The organism is Variovorax sp. FW305-3-2-15-B-LB1, assembly GCF_058787635.1.
The window spans coordinates 1-21,810 of record NZ_JBYSZY010000018.1; the positions used below are offsets into that span (position 1 = coordinate 1).

Consider the following 21,810-nt stretch of genomic DNA (forward strand, 5'->3'; position numbering starts at 1 on the left):
GTGCGTGAGCGTTGGTGTTGGTGTTGCCGTTGCCGTTGGCAAAGAACTGCGCGCCGGCGAAGCCGCGCGCGCGGGGTTTGAATTCGGCTGTTGGTACTGCATGGCCGAGCGAAGCGACGGCCCGAAGCTCCCCTCCCCTCTGGCTGCGCCGAGGAGCGGAGCGTTTCGCGGATCAGGGCTCGCAGCTGTTTGAGCGAAGCGAGTTCTGCGAGACCCCGCGAAACGCGAGCACCGCAGGTTGCCCGTAGCGAAGCGAAGGGTCGCAGACAGTGGGGTCGCCTTTCTTTTGCCTACGTTTCTTTGGCGAAGCAAAGAAAAGTAGGTCGCCTGCCGGGGCGAGACCCGGCCCCGGAACACAAAAGAACAGCAGGAGAACAAACAGATCAAGCCGTCTCCTCCTCAAGCTCAGCAGAAGACCGACGACCACTCCCCCCACCCAACCGATCAAACGCCAGATAAATAACAGGCGTAGTGAACAAAGTCAGCAGCTGACTAACGATCAACCCACCAAAAATCGCAAGCCCCAGAGGACGCCTCAACTCCGCCCCATCCCCAAAACTGAACATCAGCGGCACGGCAGCAAACAGTGCAGCCAACGTAGTCATCAAGATCGGCCGAAACCGCAACAACGCAGCCTGATGAATCGCCTCACGAGCCGACTTCCCCTGCGTCCTCTCCGCATCAATAGCAAAGTCGATCATCATGATCGCGTTCTTCTTCACGATGCCGATCAGCAGAATGATCCCGATGATCCCGATCACCCCCAGATCATTGCCAGTCAGCATCAAGGCCAACAAAGCCCCAACCCCCGCAGAAGGCAACGTAGACAAGATCGTCAACGGATGCACATAGCTCTCGTACAGCACCCCCAGCACGATGTACACACAAACCACCGCCGCCAAAATCAACCACAGCTGATTCGACAAAGACTTCTCATAGGCCCCTGAAGCCCCCAGGAAAGTCATCGTCACACTGCTGGGCAACCCGATCTCTTTCGCCGCCGCGCGAATCGCGGCAACCGATCCACCCAGTGACACCCCCGGCGCCGTATCGAAGTTCAACGTACTCGCCGGATACTGCGCCACGTGCGTGATCTGCAACGGCGCCTGCCGCTCGCTGATCTCCGCAAAGGCCGACAACGGCGTCGCCGTGCCCGACCCCGCAATGAGGTTCAACTGCCCCAGCGTCTGCGGCGTGTTCACCATGCCGGGCTGCGCTTCCAGGATTACGCGGTACTGGTTCGTCTCGGTGAAGATGGTCGACACGATGCGCTGGCCGAAGGCGCTGTACAGCGCGTCGTCCACCGAACTCGCGGTGATCGACAGCCGCGACGCCGTGTCGCGGTTCACGTTCACATACGCGGCCAGGCCCTGCGCGCCGGCATCGCTGCTCACATTGCGCACCTTGTCCGATTCCTGCAGCTTCGCCACGAGCTTCTGCATCCACTCGGTGACCAGCGCGCTGTTCACGCCTTCGAGCGACACGCGGTACTCGGTCGGGCCGGTCTCGGCGTCGATGGTCAGGTCTTGCGTGGGCTGCAGGTACAGCGTGAGGCCGGCCACCTGCCGCACACGATCGCGCAGGCGCTCCATCACCTCCTGCTGGTTGTCGTGGCTCTTGGTCAGGTTGATGAGCATGCTGCCGGTGTGCAGCATCGTGTTGTTGGCCGCGTCCACGCCGACGAAGGAACTCAGGTTCTCGACGTCGTGGTCTTCAAGAATGGCGCGTGCGGCCTGCTGCTGCAGCTGCGCCATGCGCTCGAAGGACACATCTTGTGCGGCCTGCACGCGGGCCTGCAGCTGGCCGGTGTCCTGCGTGGGGAACAAACCCTTGGGGATCGTGAGGTACAGCAGCACGGTCAGCACCAGGGTGAGCAGCGCCACCAGCAGCGTGAGCGGCTGGTGCGCGATCACCCAGTGCAGCGAGCGGTCGTAGCGCACCATCACGCCGTCGAAGAAACGCTGGGCGCGCGCGCCGAAGCCGGTGCCCGATGCGTCTTTCTTCGGCTCGTGCTTGAGCCAGCGCGCCGACATCATCGGCACCAGCGTGAGCGACACAACGCCCGAGATCAGGATGGTGATCGCCAGCGTCACCGCGAACTCGCGGAACAGGCGGCCCACCACGTCGCCCATGAACAGCAGCGGGATCAGCACCGCGATGAGCGACACGGTCAGCGAGATGATCGTGAAGCCGATCTGCGCGGCGCCCTTGAACGCAGCCTGCAATGGCTTCTCGCCCTCCTCGATGTAGCGCGCGATGTTCTCGATCATGACGATCGCGTCGTCCACCACGAAGCCGGTGGCGATGGTCAGCGCCATCAGGCTCAGGTTGTTCAGGCTGTAGCCCAGCAGGTACATCAGGCCGAAGCTGCCGATCAGCGAGATCGGCACGGCGATGCTGGCGATGACGGTGGCGCGCAGGCTGCCCAGGAAGGCGAAGATCACCAGCACCACGAGCACCACGGCCAGCACCAGTTCCATCTCGACGTGCTGCACCGACGAGCGGATGCCGGCGGTGCGGTCGCTCAGCACCTCGACCTGCAGGCCCGCGGGCATGCCGGCCTGCAGCTCGGGCAGCTGCTTCTTGATGGCGTTGACGGTGGCGATCACGTTGGCGCCGGGCTGGCGCTGCACGTTCAGGATGATGGCCGGCGTGAGCTGCACCTGCCCGTCGACCTTGCGCCCGGCCCAGGCACCGAGCTGCGTGTTCTCGGCGCTGTTGACCACGCGCGCCACGTCGACCATGCGGATCGGCGCGCCGTTCTTGTAGCTGACGATGAGGTTCTTGTAGTCGTCGACCGTGAGCAGCTGGTCGTTCGAGTTGATGGTGTAGGCGCGCTTGGGGCCGTCGAAGCTGCCCTTGGCGCCGTTGGAGTTGGCCGCGCTGATGGCCGTGCGCAGCGAATCCAGCCCGATGCCGTTGGCCGCCAGCGCCTGCGTGTTGGCCTGGATGCGCACGGCCGGGCGCTGCCCGCCGCTGAGCGACACGAGGCCCACGCCCGAGACCTGGCTGATCTTCTGCGCGAGCCGGGTGTTCACGAGGTTCTGCACCTCGGTGAGCGGCAGCGTGTCGGAGGTGATGGCCAGCGTGAGCACCGGCGCGTCGGCAGGGTTGACCTTGGCGTACACCGGCGGCGCGGGCAGGTCGGCCGGCAGCAGCGAGCCGCCGGCGTTGATGGCGGCCTGCACTTCCTGCTCGGCGACGTCGAGCGTCTGGCCCAGCGAGAACTGCAGCGTGATGATCGACACGCCCGCCGCGCTGGTCGAGCTCATGCGGTCCAGGCCCGACATCTGGCCGAACTGGCGCTCCAGCGGCGCGGTGACGGTGTTGCTCATGACCTCGGGGCTGGCACCGGGGTAGAGCGTCTGGACCTGGATGGTCGGGTAGTCGACCTGCGGCAGCGCCGCCAGCGGCAAGAAGCGGAACGCCACCAGGCCGGCCAGCACGATGGCCAGCATCAGCAGCGAGGTGGCGACCGGCCGCAGGATGAACGGGCGCGAGGGGCTCATGGACTGCGCCGTCCCTCACCGCCGCGTTCGCCACCGCCACCGGCGCCACCGCGCTCGGCCATGCGCTGCCAGCGCTCCAGCGCAGCGGGCTCGCCGCGGTCGAGGGCTTCGAGGAAACGCTTGCGGCGTTCGAGTTGCTCGGGATCGTCCTTGGCCGCGTCGAGCATGCGCTGGCGCTGTTCGGCGGTAGGGAGCTTGGCGGGCGTGGCTGCCGGTGCGGGCGTTGTGGCCGCCGGCGCGGTGGCCGGTGCCGCTGTTCCCGCAGCGGGTGCGACCGGGACCTGCGAGGGCGCCGCCGCTTCGGCCGGGCGGGCACCGCCACCCTGAGCACCGCCAGCGCCGCCCGCACCACCGGCACCTTCCTGCCGACGTCCTCCACGTCGTCCGCCCGGCGCTGCTGCGCCCGAGGCCGCACCGGCCGGCCGGTCGACCGTGGTCTGCACGCGCGCGCCGTCCTTCAGGCGGTCGCCGCCTTCGGTGACCACGGTTTCGCCGGGCTGCAAGCCCTTGGTGATGGAGGCGAAATCGACGCTCGATTCGCCGCGCGTCACCGGCCGCTGCGAGGCCGTGTTCTCGGCCGTCACCACGTACACGTAGTCGCCGTTCGGGCCGTGGCGCAGCGCCGTGACCGGCACCACCACCGCACTGCTCACGGTACGCAGCAGCAGCCGCAGGTTGACGAACTGGTTCGGGAACAGCGCGCCGTCGGCGTTGGTGAAGCGCGCCTTGGCCTTCACGGTGCCGGTCTGCGTGTCGACCATGTTGTCGAGCGTGGAGAAGCTGCCGTCGGCCAGCCGGCGCGTGCGCGTGCGGTCGAAGGCGGTGGTGGCGAGCGTGGCGCCCTGGCCCAGCCGCTCCTGCACCTCGGGCACGCGGTCCTGCGGAATGGCGAACTCGACGTCGATGGGCGCGATCTGCGTGATGGTGGCCACGCCGCCGGTGCTGCCGGTCGAGATGTAGTTGCCCGCGTCCACCGGCCGCAGGCCGATGCGCCCGCTCACCGGCGCCGTGATGCGGCTCCAGGCCAGGTTGAGCTTGGCGGTGTTCTCGTTGGCGCGGTCGATGGCCACGGTGCCTTCGAGCTGCTTGACCAATGCGGCCTGGGTGTCGACGTCCTGGCGGGCGATGGAGTCCTGCCCGAGCAGCGTCTGGTAGCGCTGCAGCGTGACGCGCGCCGCGGCCAGCTGCGCCTCGTCGCGCTGGCGGGCACCGGCAGCCTGCGCCAGCGCGTTCTCGAAGGGCTGCGGGTCGATGGTGGCGAGCACGTCGCCCTTCTTGACCATCTGGCCTTCCTTGAACAGCACGGCCGTGAGCACGCCCGACACCTGCGGCTGCACCGTCACGTTGGCCAGCGGCGTGACCGTGCCCAGCGCCTCGAGCTGCACCGGGATGTCGGCCTGCCGCGCGACGGCGGTGCCGACGGTGCTGGAGGCCGGGCCCCCGCCGCCTGCCCGACCGCCCGGGCCACCGCCGCCGGGGCGGCCTGCGCCTGCACCCGGTCCGCCCGCGCCCGGTGCCGGCGACTTGGAACGCTGGACCAGGTACCAGGCACCGCCCCCGAGGGCCACCAACAGAAGCAGGGCCAGCAGGCTCCCGACCCAGCGGCGCCGGCGCGCCGGAGGATGGGTCGGCGACACGACGGGTGGCAGGGGTTCGGGGGGCGTTTGGGAATCCATGGGCGGTGCGTGCGAAGGGGTGCGAAAAGGCAGCCTGAAGGGAGGCGGCCTAGAGTACAGCGCGAAATATCACTCCCGCAGTTTTCCGTGCCGTAAAGCGACGGTAAAGCTTCCGTTTGCGTGGCGCCCGCCATCGCCGGGGCCGCCGTTCGCGCCGGCGACCCGCACTTCACGCCGCCCACCCGCATTTCGTCGCATGGCCGTGGCGGGGGCCGGGCGGCATCGGCACAGTCCGCTCCATCGATTCCCTGCCCCCTTTGTCTTCTTCCAACCGAACGGAGCCTCTCATGCTGATGCAAATCCTTCTTCACACCCCGAAGTGGGTGTTCGCCGTGTTCGTCCTGCTGGCCTGGCTCGGTGGCCGGCAGCTCGTGGCCAACCGCATCGGCCTGAACCGTGTGCTGGTGATGCCGGTCGCCATGGCCGGCCTGTCGTTCTGGGGCGTGGTGTCGGTGTCCGGCGAGTCGGCCGGCGCGCTGCTCGGCTGGGCCGTGGCCGCGCTGCTGCTCATGGTGCTGGTGCTGCGCCGTCCGCTGCCGGCGACCACGCGCTACGACGCGGCGGCGCGCCAGTTCGAGGTGGCCGGCACCGCCGTGCCGCTGATGCTCATGATGGGCATCTTCCTCACCAAGTACGTGGTGGGCGTGTCGCTGGCCATGCACCCCGAACTGCGCCACCAGGCCGCCTTCGCCCTGGGCGTGCCGGCGTTGTACGGCGCCTTCAGCGGCATCTTCGCGGCCCGTGCCGCGCGCCTGTGGCGGCTGGCCGCCGCGTCGGGTGCGATGGTCAGCGGCGCCCGCGCGGCCTAAGATTCCGACGCCCCCGCCCGCCCCTCGCCGCCCCTCGCCGACAGGAACCGCCATGACCGTGCTCGTGTTGATCCTCAAGATTTCCATCTCGGTGGTGCTGCTTGCCTCGCTGGCCGAAGCGCTGGTGCTGTCGTGGCGCAACGGCTGGCGCAGCTACGACTGGAAGGCGGCGGGCATCTCGGTGTTCGACTTCCTGGTGCGCGAATACCCGCTGCGCTGGCTGCTGCCGCTGGCCTTCTGGGTCGGCGCCATGGACTGGCTCTACGCCCACCGGCTCTTCACGCTGCCGATGGACCACTGGACCGGCTGGCTCGCCTGCTTCATCGGCCAGGAGTTCTGCTACTACTGGTACCACCGCGCCGCCCACCGCGTGCGCTGGTTCTGGTGCACCCACGCCGTGCACCACTCGCCGAACCAGCTGAACCTGTCGGCCGCCTACCGCTTCGGCTGGACCGGCCGGCTCACCGGCACGCTGGCCTTCTTCCTGCTCGCGCCGCTGTTGGGCATGCCGCCGCGGATCATCTTGCTGATGCTCACGCTGAACCTGCTCTACCAGTTCTGGATTCACGCGACCTGGATACCGAAGCTCGGCCCGCTCGAATGGGTGCTGAACACGCCCTCGGCCCACCGCGTGCACCACGCCTCGAACCTGGAGTACCTGGACGGCAACTACGGCGGCGTGCTGATCGTGTTCGACCGCCTGTTCGGCACCTACATCCCCGAGCGCGCCGACCTGCCCTGCCGCTACGGGCTGGTGAAGCCGATCACCTCGTACAACCTGTTCGAGATCGAGTTCAGCCAATGGCGCGACCTGTGGCGCGACCTGCGCTCGGCGCGTTCGCTGCGCGCCTTCGTCGGCTACCTCGTGAAGCCGCCGGGCTGGCGGCCGGACGGGCCGGGCGAGACCACCGAGGAGCTGCGCCAGCGCGCGGCACTGCCACCTTCACCGTCGATGCCGGCATCGGCCGCCAGCGACTTCGCTCCCCTTTCACCTGCCTCTCTCAAGGAGCTGTCATGACCCCCATGTCCCCTTCCTCTTCTTCCTCCTCCTCTTCTTCGTCCGCCGACATCGAGCGGCGCGCCCGCCGCCGCGCCGGCGCCAAGATGGGCTGGTTCATCCATGCCTTCGTCTATGTGGTCGTCAATGTCGGGCTGGTTGCGCTTGCCGCCTCGCGCGGCCACAACTGGGCCGTGTACCCGCTCATGGGCTGGGGGCTGGGCCTGCTGATCCACGGCGCCGTGGTCTGGCTCATCGCGCCCGGCGGCGGCCTGTACGACCAGCTGCTGGAACGTGAGCGCCGCGCGCTAGGTGGCGGGGACCGCCGGTGACGGCCACGGCGGACGACACGCCACGCCCTTCGCGCTTTCGCGCCGAGAACCTGCGAGACATCCTGCGGCACGGCCTGATCACGGCCGCCTTCTGCTGCGTCATCGCCGCGGCGCTGACCGTTTCGGGCATGGGCAGTTGGAGTTCGCAGATGGTGTATTCGCTGTCTATCGGCACGATCAGCTGGCTGGTCATCGACACGGGGCGCCTGTTCATCAGCGGCCACCAGAACGTGCTCTGGCCGCACGGGCCCTGGGGCTTCGTGCTGGTGGCCTTCGGCGTCACGCTGGGCTTCCTCGGCGGCGGGGCCATCGGGGACGCCTGGGTCGGTCGGCCGCTGTTCGACTTCACCGGCTTCGCCCGGCACCGGATGGTCTCCACCATCGTCATCACGCTGGCCGCCACCATCGGCATGTGCTACTTCTTCTACAGCCTCGGGCGCAGCAAGCACATGCAGCGCCAGCTCGACCTGGCGCAGCGAGACGCCACGGACGCCCGCCTCAAGCTGCTCGAAACCCAGCTCGAACCGCACATGCTGTTCAACACGCTGGCCAACCTGCGTGTGCTGATCACCGTCGACCCGCCGCGCGCCGTGGCCATGCTCGACCGCCTGAACAGCTATCTGCGCATGACGCTCAGCGGCTCGCGCGCGCTGTCGCATCCGCTGTCGGCCGAGTTCGACCGGCTGGGCGACTACCTCGAGCTGATGTCGGTGCGCATGGGCGAGCGCCTGCGCTACACGCTCGACCTGCCCGACGACCTGCGCGACACGCCCGTGCCGCCGCTGCTGCTGCAGCCGCTGGTCGAGAACAGCATCCGCCACGGCCTCGAGCCCCAGGTCGAAGGCGGCGAGATCGCCGTGCGCGCGCGCCGCGAGGCGGGCGAACTGGTGATCGAGGTGAGCGACACCGGCGTCGGGCTCGACGCGACCCGGCCGCAGGCCTCGGAAGGCAGCGGCTTCGGGCTCGAACAGGTGCGCGAGCGGCTGGCCACCGTGTACGGTGAGCAAGGCCGCCTGAGCCTGGCCCCCGCGCCGACGGGCGGCGGGACGCGCGTCACCCTGAACCTTCCCCTGCCCGCCTGAACAGGCCCCACGACAACAACAAGACGATGCCCCTCACCGCCCTCATCGCCGAAGACGAACCCCTGCTGGCCCAGGCCCTGCAGGCCGAACTGGCCGCCGCTTGGCCCGAGCTGCGCGTGGTCGCCACCGCCCGCGACGGCCGCAGCGCCGTGCGCGAGGCGCTGCGGCTGCTGCCGCAGGTGCTGTTCTTCGACATCCGCATGCCCGGCCTCGACGGCCTGGCCGCCGCCGCCGAACTGGCCGACAGCTGGCCCACCGACGAGGCGCCGATGCCGCAGCTGGTGTTCGTGACCGCCTACGACGAGTACGCCGCGCGCGCCTTCGAGGCCGAAGCCATCGACTACGTGCTCAAGCCCGTGCAGCCCGAGCGCCTGCGCAGGACCGTGGCGCGGCTGCGGCAGGCGCTGGCGGCGGCCGCGCCGTCGATGACCCCGCCCATCCCGGCCGACGAGGTGCTGGAGCGCACCCTCGCCCAGTGGCGCCAGGTGCTGGGCGCCGCCGGCGGTGCGCCGTCGGCATCGTCGCCGTCATCAGCGCCGCTGCGCATGATCGCCGCCAGCGATGCGGGCGGCGCCACCGTGCGCATGGTGCCGATCGACGAGGTGCTGTATTTCGAGGCCGCCGACAAGTACCTGCGCGTGCTCACCGCCACGCAGGAATACCTGATCCGCACGCCCCTCAAGCAACTGCTGCCCCAGCTCGATGCCGACACCTTCTGGCAGGTGCACCGGGCGGTGGTGGTGCGCAGCGCCGCCATCGAGGCGGTGCACCGCGACGAGGCCGGCAAGCTGCACCTCGCGCTGCGCGGGCGGGCCGAGAAGATCCCGGTCAGCCGGCTCTACGCCCACCTGTTTCGCGCCATGTGAAATCTGCGAACCGGGCGCGCAGCAAAAAGCCGGCCTTTTCGGGGCCGGCTTTTTTCATTCAGTCACGAATGGCGTTGTAAATCAGCGCCAGTGGCCGTGGCCATGACCACGGTGGTAGCCGCGACCGTAGTAGCGCGGGCCGTAGTAGACCGGCGGCGGTGCGTAGTACACCGGGGCCGGGCGGTAGTACACCGGCGGCGGCGGACGGTAGTAGACCGGGGGCGGCGGCGCGTAATACACCGGGGCCGGCGGTGCGTAGACCGGGGCCGGGTAGTACGCGGGTGCGCCCACGCCGACGGCCACGCCGGGCACGCCGACGCCGATCGACCAGCTCACGTCGCTGCGCGCGCTGGCCGAGGTGGCGGCAAACAGCGCACCGAAGGCCACCGCACCGGCGGCGGCCCATTTGAAGAAGGTAGAACGTGTGACGCTCATGATGTGGAACTCCTTGTTGAGGGGGCGTTGTGGGCCCATGTGTGTATTGAACGCCCCAAATGCAAACCGCGTGGACGCTGCATTGTGAAGAGCGTTGCCAAAAGTAACCCCTGCAGGCCCCCCTCTAGAATGACGCGATGACCTCCCCGACCGACAAAAGCGGCACCAAAACGACCGCTGCACCGAGCAATTTCCTGCGCCACGTGATCGAGAACGACCTCGCACAGGGTGCCTACGCAGGCCGCACCTGGGGCGGTTCCCCGGGCGACGCCGCCCACCACGCCCAGGGCATGCCCGACCCCGCCAAGGTGCGCATGCGCTTCCCGCCCGAGCCCAACGGCTACCTGCACATCGGCCACGCCAAGAGCATCTGGCTGAATTTCGAGCTGGCCAAGGAATACGGCGGCGTGTGCCACCTGCGCTTCGACGACACCAACCCCGAGAAGGAAGAGCAGGAGTACGTCGATTCCATCCGCGACGCCGTGAAGTGGCTCGGCTACGAAACCTACCTGGCCGACCGCCCCAGCGCGCCCGGCACGATTCAGGAGCACGAGTACTTCGCCAGCAACTACTTCGACTTCATGTACGAAGCCGCCGAGTACCTGATCCGTGCCGGCCTGGCCTATGTCGACGAGCAGACGCCCGAAGAAATGCGCGCCAACCGCGGCGACTTCAACACGCCCGGCACCGACAGCCGCTTTCGCAGCCGCACGCCCGACGAAAACCTGGCGCGCTTTCGCGAGATGCGCGACGGCAAGCTCGCCGACGGCGCCGCCATCCTGCGCGCCAAGATCGACATGGCGAGCCCCAACATCAACATGCGCGACCCCGCGCTGTACCGCATCCGCCGGGCCACGCACCACAACACGGGCGACAAGTGGTGCATCTACCCGATGTACACCTACGCGCACCCCATCGAAGACGCGCTGGAGCAGATCACCCACTCCATCTGCACGCTCGAATTCGAAGACCAGCGCCCCTTCTACGACTGGCTGCTCGACCGCCTGGCCGAAGGCGGCCTCGTCGCCAGCCCGCACCCGCGCCAGTACGAATTCGCCCGCCTGAACGTCACCCACGTGATGACCAGCAAGCGCAAGCTGCGCCAACTGGTCGAGGAAAAGCACGTCGACGGCTGGGACGACCCCCGCATGCCCACCATCGCCGGCCTGCGCCGCCGCGGCTACACGCCCGCCGCGCTGCAGCTGTTCTGCGAACGCAGCGGCACCACCAAGTCGGGCGGCTGGATCGAGTACGCCAGCCTCGAGGCCGCGCTGCGCGACACCCTCGACCCCATCGCGCCGCGCGCCATGGCCGTGCTCGACCCGGTGAAGCTCGTCATCACCAACTGGGGTGAGCTGATGGGCGGCGACGATGTGCTCGACGACTGCTCCGCCCCCGTCCACCCGCACCACCCCGAGATGGGCAAGCGCGAGTTCAAGCTCGGCCGCGAAGTCTGGATCGAGCGCACCGACTACGAAGACGTGCAGCCCAAGGGCTTCTTCCGCCTGTTCCCCGGCAACAAGGTGCGCCTGAAGTACGGCCACGTCATCGAATGCACCGGCGCCACGCGCGACGCCGACGGCAAGCTCCTCGAAGTGCAGGCCACGCTGGTGCCCGACACCAAGAGCGGCACGCCCGGCGCGGACGCGATCAAGGTCAAGGGCAACATCACCTGGGTCGCCGCGGCCGATGCCGTGCAGGCCGAGGTGCGGTTGTACGAGCGCCTGTTCGCCGAAGCCAACCCGGGCAGCGGCGAGCTGCTGGACGAGCTGAACAAGCACAGCCTGGAGGTGTGCACGGCCTTCGTCGAGCCGTCGCTGGCGAAGGCCGAACCCGGCGTGGGTATCCAGTTCGAACGGCATGGCTACTTCGTGCGCGACACGAAGGGCGGCGCCGCCGGCGAACAGGTGGTGTTCAACCGTGCGGCGGGGATGCGGGACAGCTGGGCCAAGTAAGCCCGCAGCCGCGCTCGCCCGCAAAGCCGGGGCCGTCAGGGCTCCGGCTTTTTTCATGCCTTATCGGTTGACATAAGTTATTGATTTGAAATAATTTTCCATATAAATTAAGACTCTTGGTTTTTATACGGAAAATCATGGACTTCCAGGACATCGGCGACGACGCCCGGCGCCAGTACATCGATGCCAGAGCCACGTTCGAGGCCCTCGAAGCGGCGGAAGTGCAAGCCGCGGGCGTGCGCGGTGGCATGTACTGGAAGACGGTGAACGGCGTCGAATACCTCGTGCGCACCAGCACCCGCAACGCACAAAAAAGCCTCGGGGCACGGAGCCCTGAAACCGAGGCCATCCACGCAGGCTTCGTCCAAAGAAAGGAAGAAGCCGAAGGACGCGTCAAGGATCTCGGCGAGGCACTCGCCCGCCATCAGCGCATGAACCGGGCGCTGTTCGTCGGCCGCGTGCCGACCATCGTCATCGACATCCTCGACATGCTCCAGCGCGCGGACATCGCGGAGCACTTCAACGTGGTGGGCACGCACGCGCTCTACGCCTACGAAGCAGCAGCGGGCGTGCGCCTGCAGAGTGCCGCCGTGGCCACGCGCGATGTCGACCTGCTCTGGGACACGCGCAAGCGTTTTCGCCTGGCAACGCAGCTCAAGCGGCTCGATTCGTCCATGCTGGCCTTGCTGCGCAAGGTCGACAAGACCTTCGCCTTGATCGCCGATCAGCGCTACACGGCGGTCAACAGCAAAGGCTTCGAGGTCGACATCCTGCGTCGCGAAGCACAAGAGCAAGACCCTCACCCGGCGCAGCTCAGCGACGCGGAAGATGACTTCTGGGCCGTGCAAGCCCACAACGCAGAACAGTTGGTGAGCGCCCCGCGCTTCTCGGCCGTCGTGGTCGGCACCACCGGGCACATGGCGCGCATGAACACCGTGCATCCACTCGCCTTCGTGCGCTTCAAGCGGTGGCTGGCCCAGCGCCCCGATCGCGATCCACTCAAGTCTGGACGCGACAGCTTACAAGCGGACACCGTGGAAGAACTGGTGCGAGACTATCTGCCGCAGCTGGCCGATGCGCCACGCGATGCCACCCGCCCATGAATCTGCCAACCAGCTCCCGCCTCATCCGCTTCAACAAACCCTACGGCGTCCTCAGCCAGTTCACGCCCGAGGGCCGCTGGCGCGGTCTGAAGGACTTCATCGACCTCCCCGGCGTCTACGTCGCCGGGCGGCTCGATGCGGACAGCGAGGGCCTGCTGCTGCTCACCGACGACGGCAAGCTGCAAGCGCGCATCGCCGATCCGCGCTTCAAGATGGAGAAGACCTACTGGGTGCAGGTCGAAGGCGTGCCGACCGATGAAGCGCTGGCGGCGCTGCGCAACGGCGTGCAGCTCAATGACGGCCCCACGCGCCCCGCACGGGCGCGCCGGCTCGATCCGCCGCCCGAGGTGTGGCACCGCGAGCCCCCGATCCGCGAGCGCAAGCTCATTCCCACCGCGTGGCTGGAGCTGGCGATCAGCGAAGGCCGCAACCGCCAGGTGCGGCGCATGACGGCGGCCGTGGGGCTGCCGACGCTGCGCCTCATCCGCGCCGCCATCGGGCCCTACACACTCGACGGGCTCGCGCCCGGAACCTGGCGGGAACAGAGCGGCGACTGAACCGCCGCACCCTCAACTCCTCATTCGAATCCTGTCCATGCACATGACCCTTCCTCTCTCCGATCTCCCTTCTGCTGCGTTGAACCGCCGCAGCGCCGTGCTCGGCGCCCTCGGCTTGCTGGCGCTGCCTGCCGGTGCCGCGGCCCCGGCCAAGAAAAACAACAAGCCGCAGGCGCCTGATGTCTGGCCGCGCGCCTTGCTGGTGCCCGGCGGCGTCGCCCGCCTGTCGCTCGGCCCCGCCGCCGCGCGCCCCAAGGCTTTCGCCGGTGACGTGCCGCTGCTGGTGCTGGGCGATCCGATCGAATGGACCGCGCTGGTCGGCATTCCGCTCGCCACCCCACCCGGCGAAGCCAGCATCAGCGTGCGCGCCGAGGGCAAGCCCGAGCGCCAGATCGCCTACACCGTCGCCCCGAAGCAGTACCGCGAACAACGCCTGACGGTGGCGCCGCGCACGGTCGACCTGTCGCCCGAAGACGAAGCGCGCTACACCAAGGAACGCGATCACCTGACCGGCGTGATGGCCACGCTCACCGACCTGCGCCCCGACGCCGCGCTGCAGATGCGCGTGCCCGTGCCGGGCCGCCGCTCCAGCTCGTTCGGCCTGCGCCGCGTGTTCAACGGCCAATCGCGCAATCCGCACAGCGGCATGGACATCGCAGCCGGCACCGGCACGCCCGTGCGCGCGCCGCTGGCCGGCAAGGTGATCGACACCGGCGACTACTTCTTCAACGGCGGCACCGTCTGGGTCGATCACGGCGGCGGCCTGCTGACGATGTACTGCCACCTGAGCCGTTGGGACGTGAAGGTAGGCGACATGCTCAAGGCCGGCGAGCCGCTGGCCGCCGTGGGCGCGACGGGGCGGGTGACCGGGCCGCATCTTCATTGGGGGGTGATGCTGAACCGGACGATGGTGGACCCGGCGTTGTTCGTTGCGGGTTGAGGCACCCAGCCGGAACGCCGTCATGCGTGACAAAGCGCCGACCCTCTTCACCGAAGCCTGCCTCGCCTCCTCATTCGCGCCCACCGAACGCCGCGAAGCCCTCGCCCGCCTCAACACCCTCCTGCACCCCGCCCTGCAGCGGATCGTCGCCGCCGAGGTCGCCGCGGGCAACCGCGTCGTCGATGTCGGCATCGACTGGCCCGACGAGGGCTCGGTGCACGTCACGCTCCAGAGGCACTTCACGGCCCGGCACGCCGGCAAGCAGGCCGCGTTCAGCCTCTGCGACGACCCGCACTACTGGCATGCCGACTACAGCACCGCGGACAAACCGCGGCACCTGCTGATCTGCTGAACTGAAAGGCGCCGGCCTCAGAGCGGCCTGGTCAGGTACACCGCCTCGCGCCCGACGATCGTGCGCTGCGCGGGCATGAAGATCGTGCAGTCGTCGCACGGCGCGCGGATTTCGTCCGGGCCGTTGGTGGCGATCAGTTCGCCCTTGGCAAAGGTCTCGAAGCCGATCAGCGGGCGCACGAAGGCGAAGTCTTCCGACTTGATCACGTGCGTCTGGAGCAGCTCGAAGCGACGCTGCTCGCCGGGCGCGGGCACGGCCGGGTCCTTGTCGATGAGGCCGAAGTGCGCCAGGAAGTCGAGCGAGATGGCGGTGGCCAGCTCGGAGGCCGAGCGCAGGAAATGCTGGCCGCACTCGGCCACCAGCGCCACGCCCTTGCCGTCGGCCCGGCCATGCTGGCCGTGCTGGATCAGCGGCGTGCCCGAGCCCAGGCCGTCGGGCATCACCAGGTGCACCGACGGGCGGCCGATGGCCATGGCGGCCTCGGCGTTGCGGTCGAAGGCCGGGTACACCCAGAACGGGATCACGGGCTGGCTCGTGGAATGGATGTCGAGGATGTGGTCGGCCGCGCTCACCACCGGGCGCAGTTCGCGGGCGCGGCGCAGCTCGGGGCTGTCCTCGCTGCCGTCGAGCCACTCGGGCGACCACACGCGGTTGAGGTTGTGCACCAGCTGGCGGCTGTCGAACGGCAGCGCCTCGTTGAAGGACTCGTAGGCCGCCACGTTGGCAAAGCTGACGGTCAGCGTGCCGATCTTCGGGCGCACGCCGGTGTCGAGCAGGTGCGTGGCAGCGGTCATGCCGCAGATCTCGTTGCCGTGCGTCAGCGCATTGATCAGCACGTGCGGGCCGGGCTTGCCGGATTCGAAGCGGTGCACGTAGTCGATGCCGACGTTGCCCTCGCGGTAGGCGGACAGGTCGCGGGGGAGGACTTCGAGGGCGGGGGGCGATTGGGTCATGGGGGATGCTGGAATGGAATGAGCGGCCGGACGAGTTTGCTACAGGCCGCGCATTTGTGCTTCGGGCGGCCACGCCGTGCCCATACGCTTCAAAAATGAAGCGTATTTGATCGCCATGCGCTTCAGCGAAGACTGACGCCTACCAATTCACTTCCCGCTCCGGCGTCGCCGAAATGTGGTGGATCGACAGATCCGCCCCGTCGTATTCCTCTTCCTGCGACAGCCGCAACCCCATCGTCGCCTTGAGCACGCCGTACACCACGGCGCCGCCGATCAGCGCCCAGACCACGCCGAGCAAGGTGCCGATGAGCTGCGCCCACAGGTTCACACCGCCGATGCCGCCCAGCGCCTGGGTGCCGAAGATGCCCGCCGCGATGCCGCCCCAGGTGCCGCAGAGGCCGTGCAGCGGCCACACGCCGAGCACGTCGTCGATCTTCCATTTGTTCTGGGTGCGCGTGAACATGAAGACGAAGATGGCGCCGGCCACGCCGCCCGCCACGAGCGCGCCCAGTGGGTGCATGAGGTCGGAGCCGGCGCACACGGCCACGAGGCCGGCGAGCGGGCCGTTGTAGACGAAGCCGGGGTCGTTCTTGCCCATGGCCAGCGCCACCAGCGTGCCGCCGACCATCGCCATCAGCGAGTTGACGGCGACGAGGCCCGAGATCTTGTCGATGCTCTGCGCGCTCATCACGTTGAAGCCGAACCAGCCCACGCACAGCACCCACGCGCCCAGCGCCAGGAACGGGATGTTCGACGGCGGGTGTGCGCTGAGCGAGCCGTCGCCGCGGTAGCGGTTGCGGCGCGCGCCCAGCAGCAGCACGGCCGGCAGCGCGAGCCAGCCGCCCACGGCGTGCACGACCACCGAGCCGGCGAAGTCATGGAACTCGTGACCCGTGACCGAGGCGATCCAGCCCTGGATGCCGAAGGCCTTGTTCCAGGCGATGCCCTCGTACAGCGGGTAGACGAAACCGACGATCACCGCGGTGGCGATCAGCTGCGGCCAGAACTTGGCGCGCTCGGCGATGCCGCCCGAGATGATGGCCGGAATGGCCGCCGCGAAGGTCAGCAGGAAGAAGAACTTCACCAGCTCGTAGCCGCTTCTTGCCGACAGTTCGGTGGCGCTGACGAAGAAATGCGTGCCGTAGGCCACACCATAGCCCACCAGGAAGTACACGATGGTCGAGACCGAGAAGTCGACCAGGATCTTGACCAGCGCATTGACCTGGTTCTTCTTGCGCACGGTGCCCAGTTCCAGGAAGGCAAAGCCGGCATGCATGGCCAGGACCATGATGGCGCCGAGAAGGATGAACAGCGCGTCAGCGCCCTGTTTGAGTGCGTCCATGAGAGCTTCTTGCAGGTTTTTGGTTTGATTTGGTGCGTCGCACCCGAACGGCTCGGGGCGCCGGCGCAAGAAAGCAAAAATGGTGCCTGAAGGCTCTTGAATGGTGCGAAACGACCCAGGAATGGGCCGATTTCGCGGGGCACGCACCGGATCGGAACGCGATGCCGCAGCGATCAGCCTGCGCCGCCGCGCAGCGCGTCGCGATACCGCCGGCTGCAGGGCACGCTCGTGCCGTCGTGCATGTGCAGCCGGGCATCGCCGCCGTCGAGCGGCTCGATCTCCTTGATGCGGCCCAGGTTCACGGCGTGGCTGCGGTGCACGCGCACGAAGGTGGCGGGGTCGAGCTGGGTCAGGAAGTCGGTGAGCGTGGCGCGCAGCAGGTAGTCGTGGCCGTTGACGTGCAGGCCGACGTAGTTGCCCTCGGCCTGCAGCCAGTCGATGTCGGTGGCGGCGATGAGGAATTCGCGGCGCAGCTTGCGCACGAGGAAGCGTTCGGGGCGGGCCACCACGGGCGGTGGCGCCGGCGGCGCTTCGACAGCGGGCGCGGGAGGCATGGCAGCGTCGGTGGGCGCCTCGGCGGCCACCGGTGGCATCGCAGCCTGGGCTGCCCCAGCGTCCTCCGGCGCGTCGAGCACCCGCGCCTCCCCCTGCAGCCGCAGCATGAACAGCCGGTAGGCCCAGATGCCGAAGACCATCGACACGTACGCGCGCACGTCCTTCAGGTACTCGTAGCCCCACTGACCGCGCCAGTCCGCGAAGTCGTAGCGCTCGCCGACCGCGGCGTAGGCCAGCGCGCGCAGCGCGAACATGGCCACCACGTGCACCACGCTGAACACCACGCTGGCCACCGCATGCCCCGCCAGGTAGCGCAGCAGGTGCCTGCGCGGCAGCGGCGACAGCCAGCGCTCGACCGCCACGATGCCCGGCACCAGCGCCAGCAGCACGAGGTGGCTGGAACCCTCCCACACCAGAATCTCCCAGGTGGCGTGCGGCACGGCGCGCCGCCCCGCATCGACCAGCGCCACCGAGGTGTTGAACACGGCCTGCATCGCCATGACCACGATCCAGAAACCCACCTCCACGTACCGCCGGATCGGCTCGTAGCGTTCGTACAGGTTCTTGCGCGGGTCTCGCATGCGGGGAATTCTCGCGAAAACGGCCCCCTGGGGTCGGCCCATTTCGTCCCTGCGGGGCACCGCTTGTCACAAAGCGGGAGCGATCCGTCCCCTTGCCGACCCCCGCCGGGGCCGCGGGCCCGAGCATCGCGGCTTCTTCGCTTCGAGGCGCCTGCAATGACCACCGCAACCACCCACCCGGCCGACCCACGCCGCCACGACATCGACGCCCTGCGCGCCCTCGCCTTCCTGCTCGTCATCCTCTACCACGTGGGCATGTACTACGTGGCCGACTGGCCCTGGCACCTGAAGAGCCCGCACGCGGCCGAGTGGCTGCCGTGGCCGATGCGGGTGCTGAACCTGTGGCGCATGGACCTGGTGTTTCTCATCTCGGGCGTGTCGCTCGGTTTCCTGAGCCGGGGCCAGGGCATCTGGGGCCTGCTGCGCAGCCGGGGGCTGCGGCTGATGCTGCCGCTGGCCTTCGGCATGGCGGTGGTCGTGCCCTACCAGGCCTATGCCGAGGGCGTGGCGCGCGGGCTGGTGGCACCGGGCTTCGGCACCTTCCTGCTGCGCTACCTGTCGATGGGCGCGCCCTGGCCCAAGGGCGCGTTCGCGGGGGCGGAGTTCGGCATCACCTGGAACCACCTCTGGTACCTGCCTTACCTGTTCCTCTACACGGCGCTGGTCGCGCTGACGCTGCCGCTGTGGCGCTCGGCGGCCGGCCAGTGGGTGCGGCGGCGCTTCAACGGGTTGCGCGGCTGGCAACTGCTGGTGCTGCCCGCACTGCCGCTGCTGGCGTGGACGGTGCTGCTGGCGCGGCATTTCCCCGCCACGCACAACCTGGTGTGGGACTTCCACCTGCACAGCATCTACTTCACCGTCTTCCTCTACGGCTACTGGATGGGCGTGGACACGGGCATCTGGCGCGAGCTCGAACGGCTGCGCCGCGTGTCGCTGCTGCTGGCGGTGGCGGCGATCGGCGCCTTCATCGCGCTGCGCGTCGGAACCCCTGTTGCGCCCAAGGGCCTGCTGATGGACGTGCTGCGCACGGCCTACCTGTGGCTCGCGGTCGCCACGATCCTGGGCCATGGCCACCGCCACCTGAACCGCCCCTGGCCGTGGCTGCGCTGGGCCAACGAGTCGGTCTACCCCTGGTACATGCTGCACCAGACGCTGATCGTCGCGGGGGTGGCGCTGCTGGTGCCGCTGGCGCTGGGCCCGGTGTGGGAGCCCGTGGCGCTGGTCGTCGTGACGATTGCCGGCTGCTGGCTGCTGACCGACGGGCTGATCCGCCGCATCGGCTGGTTGCGCCCGCTGTTCGGACTGAAGCGCAAGCCCGAGCCGGTGATGGTTATGCCGCCTGCTTCGGCTTCGGCGTCGTCGACGCCTCGTCCACCGGCACCAGGATGGCGTTCGCCGTCGCCACGAGCTTGAGCTTGTCTTCGCCTTGGCCTTCAGGCTGCGCGAACAGCTCGGCCCCGACGAACACCTGCTTGCGCCCCGCCTTCACCACGCGCCCGCGCGCCACGAAGGCCTCGCCGATGGCGGGCGAGATGCAGTTGATGGAGAAATGCGAGGCCAGCACGCGGCCCGCCACGGTGGCGGCCGCGAAGCCGCTCACGGTGTCGAGCAGCGCGGCGATCATCCCCGCGTGCAGGAAGCCGGTGTACTGGCCCATGTCTTCCTCGCGCCATTTCATGCGCAGTTCGGCCTGCCCGTCGGCGGCCTGGGTGACGTCGAAACCGGCCCAGCGGTTGAAGGCGGCCGAACGGTTGATGGCCTGGATCGTGTCGAGCATGGGGGGTGTCCTTTCAGGGTGAATCAATGGAGGGAAGGCGAGACCCACTCTAGGAAGTGGAACCGCCGCGCACCGTCTCTTGGGTGACCGGTTCGCCGCTGGCAGATGCCTGCGCGACAGCAACGCGCCCGCGTCACACCGGCGTCATGAAAAAAACTTCGCAACGCCTTAACCCCGTTCGCCCGCCCCGTCCGTAGAAGCGGAGATTCGTCACCGACTTTCTTCCGGAAGGCTTTCCATGCACACACCGTTCTCCGCCCGTCCCCTCCTGCGCGCCACCGCCCTCGCCGCCCTCTGGCTGGCCGCGGGCGCGGGCGCCCATGCACAGCTGCAGGCCGATGCCTCGCGCATCACGCAGGTCAAGGTCTACCCCGGCAGCGCCACGGTCGAGCGCGTGGCGCGTGTCGCGGCCGGCAGCCGCTCGGTCACCTTCGCCTGCCTGCCGGCCGGGCTCGACGTGCAGAGCCTGCAGGTGTCGGCCGGCGCGGCGGTGCGCGTGGGCGAGACCTCGGTGCTCAGCGAGGCGCGCGAGCTCTCGGCCAACTGCGCCACCAGCGCGCTCGACGGCCGCATCCGCGAGCTCGAAGACCGCAAGGCCGCGCTGCAGGCCGAGACCGACGCGCTGGGCATGGTCACGGGTTATCTCAAAGGCCTGTCGGGCGGCGAGTCGGGCCCCGGCGCGCGCGCGCCGATGGACGCGCGCAACCTTGCGGCCATGACCGAGGCGATGCGCCGCTCGGGCCAGGACGCGCTGCTCAAGCAGCACCAGATCCAGCGCCAGCAGACCGACCTCGACCGCCAGCTCAAGCCACTGCTGGCCGAGCGCGGTCGCACGCAGGGCCAAGGCGCGCAGGTGACGGCCGTCACCGTCACGCTGGCCGCCAGTGCCGACGCCGACGTGAAGCTCAGCTACCAGGTCAACGGTCCGGGCTGGACGCCGAGCTACCGCGCGCTGCTCGACACCACGACGCGCAAGGTGCGCATCGAGCGCCAGGCGCTGGTGGCGCAGGCCACGGGCGAGGACTGGCGCGGCGTGAAGCTGGTGCTGTCCACCGGCCAGCCGCGCCGCGAGACCACGGGGCGCACGCCGAGCGCGTGGCGCATCGGCATCGAACCGCCGCCGCGCGCGAATGCCGAGTCGGCGTACATGGCCGCACCGATGCCTGCCGCCGCCCCGGCCGCCATCGCCGCCGACCGCAAGATGGCCATGGAGCGCGCACGCGAGCCGCTGTTCGACGTGAGCGTGTTCGACAACAGCTTCGCCACCGAATTCTCCGTGCCGCAAAGCATCGACGTGCCGTCCAACGGCCAGCGCGTGACCCTGGCACTGGGCCAGCATGAAGACACCGCGCAGCTCGCCGCGCGCACCAGCCCGCGCGTGGACCCGAGCGCCTTCCTGGTCGCCGAGATGGCGCAGCCCGCGGGCGTGTGGCCGGCCGGCCCGATGCAGCTGTACCGCGACGGCAACTTCGTCGGCCAGGGCCGCTGGAACGCGCCGAGCGACGCGAAGCTCACGCTCTCGTTCGGCCGCGACGAACTGGTGCGCGTGCTGGTCGAGCCCGAGCGCGACAACCAGGGCTCGGGCGGTTTTGTCGGCTCGCGCGCCGAGCGCCAGGTGCAGCGCGCCTACGTGGTCGAGAACCGCCACCGCACGCCGATCGCGGTGCAGGTGCTGGAGGCCGCGCCGGTGTCGGTCGACGAGCAAGTGCGCGTGACCACACGCTTTGCACCGCAACCCGCTGATCAAGCGTGGAACAAGCAGCCGGGGCTGGCGATGTGGCGCTTCGACCTGGACGCGGGGCAGACGGCGCGCGTGTCGGCAGACTACACGATCGGGTATCCGAAGGATGCGCGGTTGCAGATGCACTGAGGCTGGGTTTGTTCAGGGCGAGTGCGCAGGCCACCGGGTACTTCCCTCCGCGAATGTCCCCCGGCCTGCGGCCTCCTCCTTGATTTCGCTGCGGGAAGCACCCAGTGTCCTGCGCACGG

At 68.8% G+C, this 21,810-nt stretch carries 19 protein-coding genes; 12 read left to right on the top strand and 7 right to left on the bottom strand.

Annotation, left to right across the window (positions count from 1 at the left end):
• Window positions 1–383: 383 nt before the first annotated feature.
• A complete protein-coding gene (locus AC3WQR_RS13555; RefSeq protein WP_492742377.1) occupies window positions 384–3,509 on the bottom strand; it encodes an efflux RND transporter permease subunit in 3,126 nt (1,041 codons plus the stop codon).
• A complete protein-coding gene (locus AC3WQR_RS13560; RefSeq protein ID WP_492742378.1) occupies window positions 3,506–5,185 on the bottom strand; it encodes an efflux RND transporter periplasmic adaptor subunit in 1,680 nt (559 codons plus the stop codon). The genes AC3WQR_RS13555 and AC3WQR_RS13560 overlap by 4 nt, the downstream gene beginning before the upstream one ends.
• Window positions 5,186–5,472: 287 nt before the next feature.
• On the opposite strand from AC3WQR_RS13560, the gene AC3WQR_RS13565 reads away from it, so the two are divergent.
• From AC3WQR_RS13565 to AC3WQR_RS13585, 5 genes are read left to right on the top strand one after another with little or no spacing between them, the layout of a single operon-like run.
• The gene (locus AC3WQR_RS13565) at window positions 5,473–5,994 is read left to right on the top strand and encodes a DUF6622 family protein (RefSeq protein WP_159270942.1); all 522 of its coding nucleotides are present in this window, start codon (window positions 5,473–5,475) and stop codon (window positions 5,992–5,994) included.
• Between the two features lie 52 nt (window positions 5,995–6,046).
• A complete protein-coding gene (locus tag AC3WQR_RS13570) occupies window positions 6,047–7,012 on the top strand; it encodes a sterol desaturase family protein (protein WP_492742379.1) in 966 nt (321 codons plus the stop codon).
• Entirely contained in the window at window positions 7,009–7,323 is a 315-nt protein-coding gene (locus AC3WQR_RS13575; protein ID WP_370870079.1) for a 2TM domain-containing protein, read from the top strand. The genes AC3WQR_RS13570 and AC3WQR_RS13575 overlap by 4 nt, the downstream gene beginning before the upstream one ends.
• On the top strand, window positions 7,320–8,405 hold the full coding sequence (locus AC3WQR_RS13580) for a sensor histidine kinase (protein ID WP_492742380.1): 1,086 nt from the start codon (window positions 7,320–7,322) through the stop codon (window positions 8,403–8,405). Before AC3WQR_RS13575 ends, AC3WQR_RS13580 begins: the two co-directional genes overlap by 4 nt.
• 26 nt (window positions 8,406–8,431) lie before the next feature.
• On the top strand, window positions 8,432–9,271 hold the full coding sequence (locus AC3WQR_RS13585; RefSeq protein WP_492742381.1) for a LytR/AlgR family response regulator transcription factor: 840 nt from the start codon (window positions 8,432–8,434) through the stop codon (window positions 9,269–9,271).
• 81 nt (window positions 9,272–9,352) lie between these two features.
• Here the strand turns inward: AC3WQR_RS13585 and AC3WQR_RS13590 are convergent, their stop codons facing one another.
• Complete coding sequence (locus AC3WQR_RS13590) at window positions 9,353–9,706, bottom strand: hypothetical protein (RefSeq protein ID WP_492742382.1); 354 nt, start codon at window positions 9,704–9,706, stop codon at window positions 9,353–9,355.
• 137 nt (window positions 9,707–9,843) lie between these two features.
• On the opposite strand from AC3WQR_RS13590, the gene AC3WQR_RS13595 reads away from it, so the two are divergent.
• From AC3WQR_RS13595 to AC3WQR_RS13615, 5 genes are all read left to right on the top strand, one after another.
• Window positions 9,844–11,661 carry a glutamine--tRNA ligase/YqeY domain fusion protein gene (locus AC3WQR_RS13595; RefSeq protein WP_492742383.1) on the top strand — a complete coding sequence of 606 codons (1,818 nt, stop codon included), beginning with the start codon at window positions 9,844–9,846 and terminating at the stop codon, window positions 11,659–11,661.
• Between the two features lie 137 nt (window positions 11,662–11,798).
• Entirely contained in the window at window positions 11,799–12,764 is a 966-nt protein-coding gene (locus tag AC3WQR_RS13600; protein ID WP_492742384.1) for a GSU2403 family nucleotidyltransferase fold protein, read from the top strand.
• Window positions 12,761–13,321 (top strand): pseudouridine synthase, encoded by a 561-nt coding sequence (locus tag AC3WQR_RS13605; protein WP_070062578.1) that lies wholly within the window; start codon window positions 12,761–12,763, stop codon window positions 13,319–13,321. The genes AC3WQR_RS13600 and AC3WQR_RS13605 overlap by 4 nt, the downstream gene beginning before the upstream one ends.
• Before the next feature lie 43 nt (window positions 13,322–13,364).
• Window positions 13,365–14,261 carry a peptidoglycan DD-metalloendopeptidase family protein gene (locus tag AC3WQR_RS13610; RefSeq protein ID WP_492742385.1) on the top strand — a complete coding sequence of 299 codons (897 nt, stop codon included), beginning with the start codon at window positions 13,365–13,367 and terminating at the stop codon, window positions 14,259–14,261.
• A 22-nt stretch (window positions 14,262–14,283) separates the two neighbouring features.
• Window positions 14,284–14,613, top strand: a complete 330-nt coding sequence (locus tag AC3WQR_RS13615; protein WP_083259292.1) for a hypothetical protein — start codon at window positions 14,284–14,286, stop codon at window positions 14,611–14,613.
• Window positions 14,614–14,630: 17 nt separating this feature from the next.
• On the opposite strand, the gene AC3WQR_RS13620 is transcribed toward AC3WQR_RS13615, so the two are convergent.
• The 3 genes from AC3WQR_RS13620 to AC3WQR_RS13630 all read right to left on the bottom strand — a co-directional run bounded on the left by AC3WQR_RS13620 (window position 14,631) and on the right by AC3WQR_RS13630 (window position 18,044).
• Window positions 14,631–15,566: a M14 family metallopeptidase gene (locus AC3WQR_RS13620; protein ID WP_095948925.1), complete on the bottom strand. Its 936-nt coding sequence runs from the start codon at window positions 15,564–15,566 to the stop codon at window positions 14,631–14,633.
• Between the two features lie 139 nt (window positions 15,567–15,705).
• Complete coding sequence (locus AC3WQR_RS13625; protein WP_062476947.1) at window positions 15,706–16,908, bottom strand: ammonium transporter; 1,203 nt, start codon at window positions 16,906–16,908, stop codon at window positions 15,706–15,708.
• Window positions 16,909–17,081: 173 nt separating this feature from the next.
• The gene (locus AC3WQR_RS13630; protein ID WP_492742386.1) at window positions 17,082–18,044 is read right to left on the bottom strand and encodes a LytTR family DNA-binding domain-containing protein; all 963 of its coding nucleotides are present in this window, start codon (window positions 18,042–18,044) and stop codon (window positions 17,082–17,084) included.
• A 156-nt stretch (window positions 18,045–18,200) separates the two neighbouring features.
• Here AC3WQR_RS13630 and AC3WQR_RS13635 point away from each other — a divergent pair, with 156 nt between their 5' ends.
• A complete protein-coding gene (locus tag AC3WQR_RS13635; protein ID WP_492742387.1) occupies window positions 18,201–19,457 on the top strand; it encodes an acyltransferase family protein in 1,257 nt (418 codons plus the stop codon).
• Here the strand turns inward: AC3WQR_RS13635 and AC3WQR_RS13640 are convergent.
• Complete coding sequence (locus tag AC3WQR_RS13640) at window positions 19,375–19,821, bottom strand: PaaI family thioesterase (RefSeq protein ID WP_062476955.1); 447 nt, start codon at window positions 19,819–19,821, stop codon at window positions 19,375–19,377. The two genes, AC3WQR_RS13635 and AC3WQR_RS13640, sit on opposite strands and share 83 nt — an antisense overlap.
• 238 nt (window positions 19,822–20,059) lie before the next feature.
• Here AC3WQR_RS13640 and AC3WQR_RS13645 point away from each other — a divergent pair, with 238 nt between their 5' ends.
• The gene (locus AC3WQR_RS13645) at window positions 20,060–21,691 is read left to right on the top strand and encodes a DUF4139 domain-containing protein (protein ID WP_492742388.1); all 1,632 of its coding nucleotides are present in this window, start codon (window positions 20,060–20,062) and stop codon (window positions 21,689–21,691) included.
• Window positions 21,692–21,810: the final 119 nt, after the last annotated feature.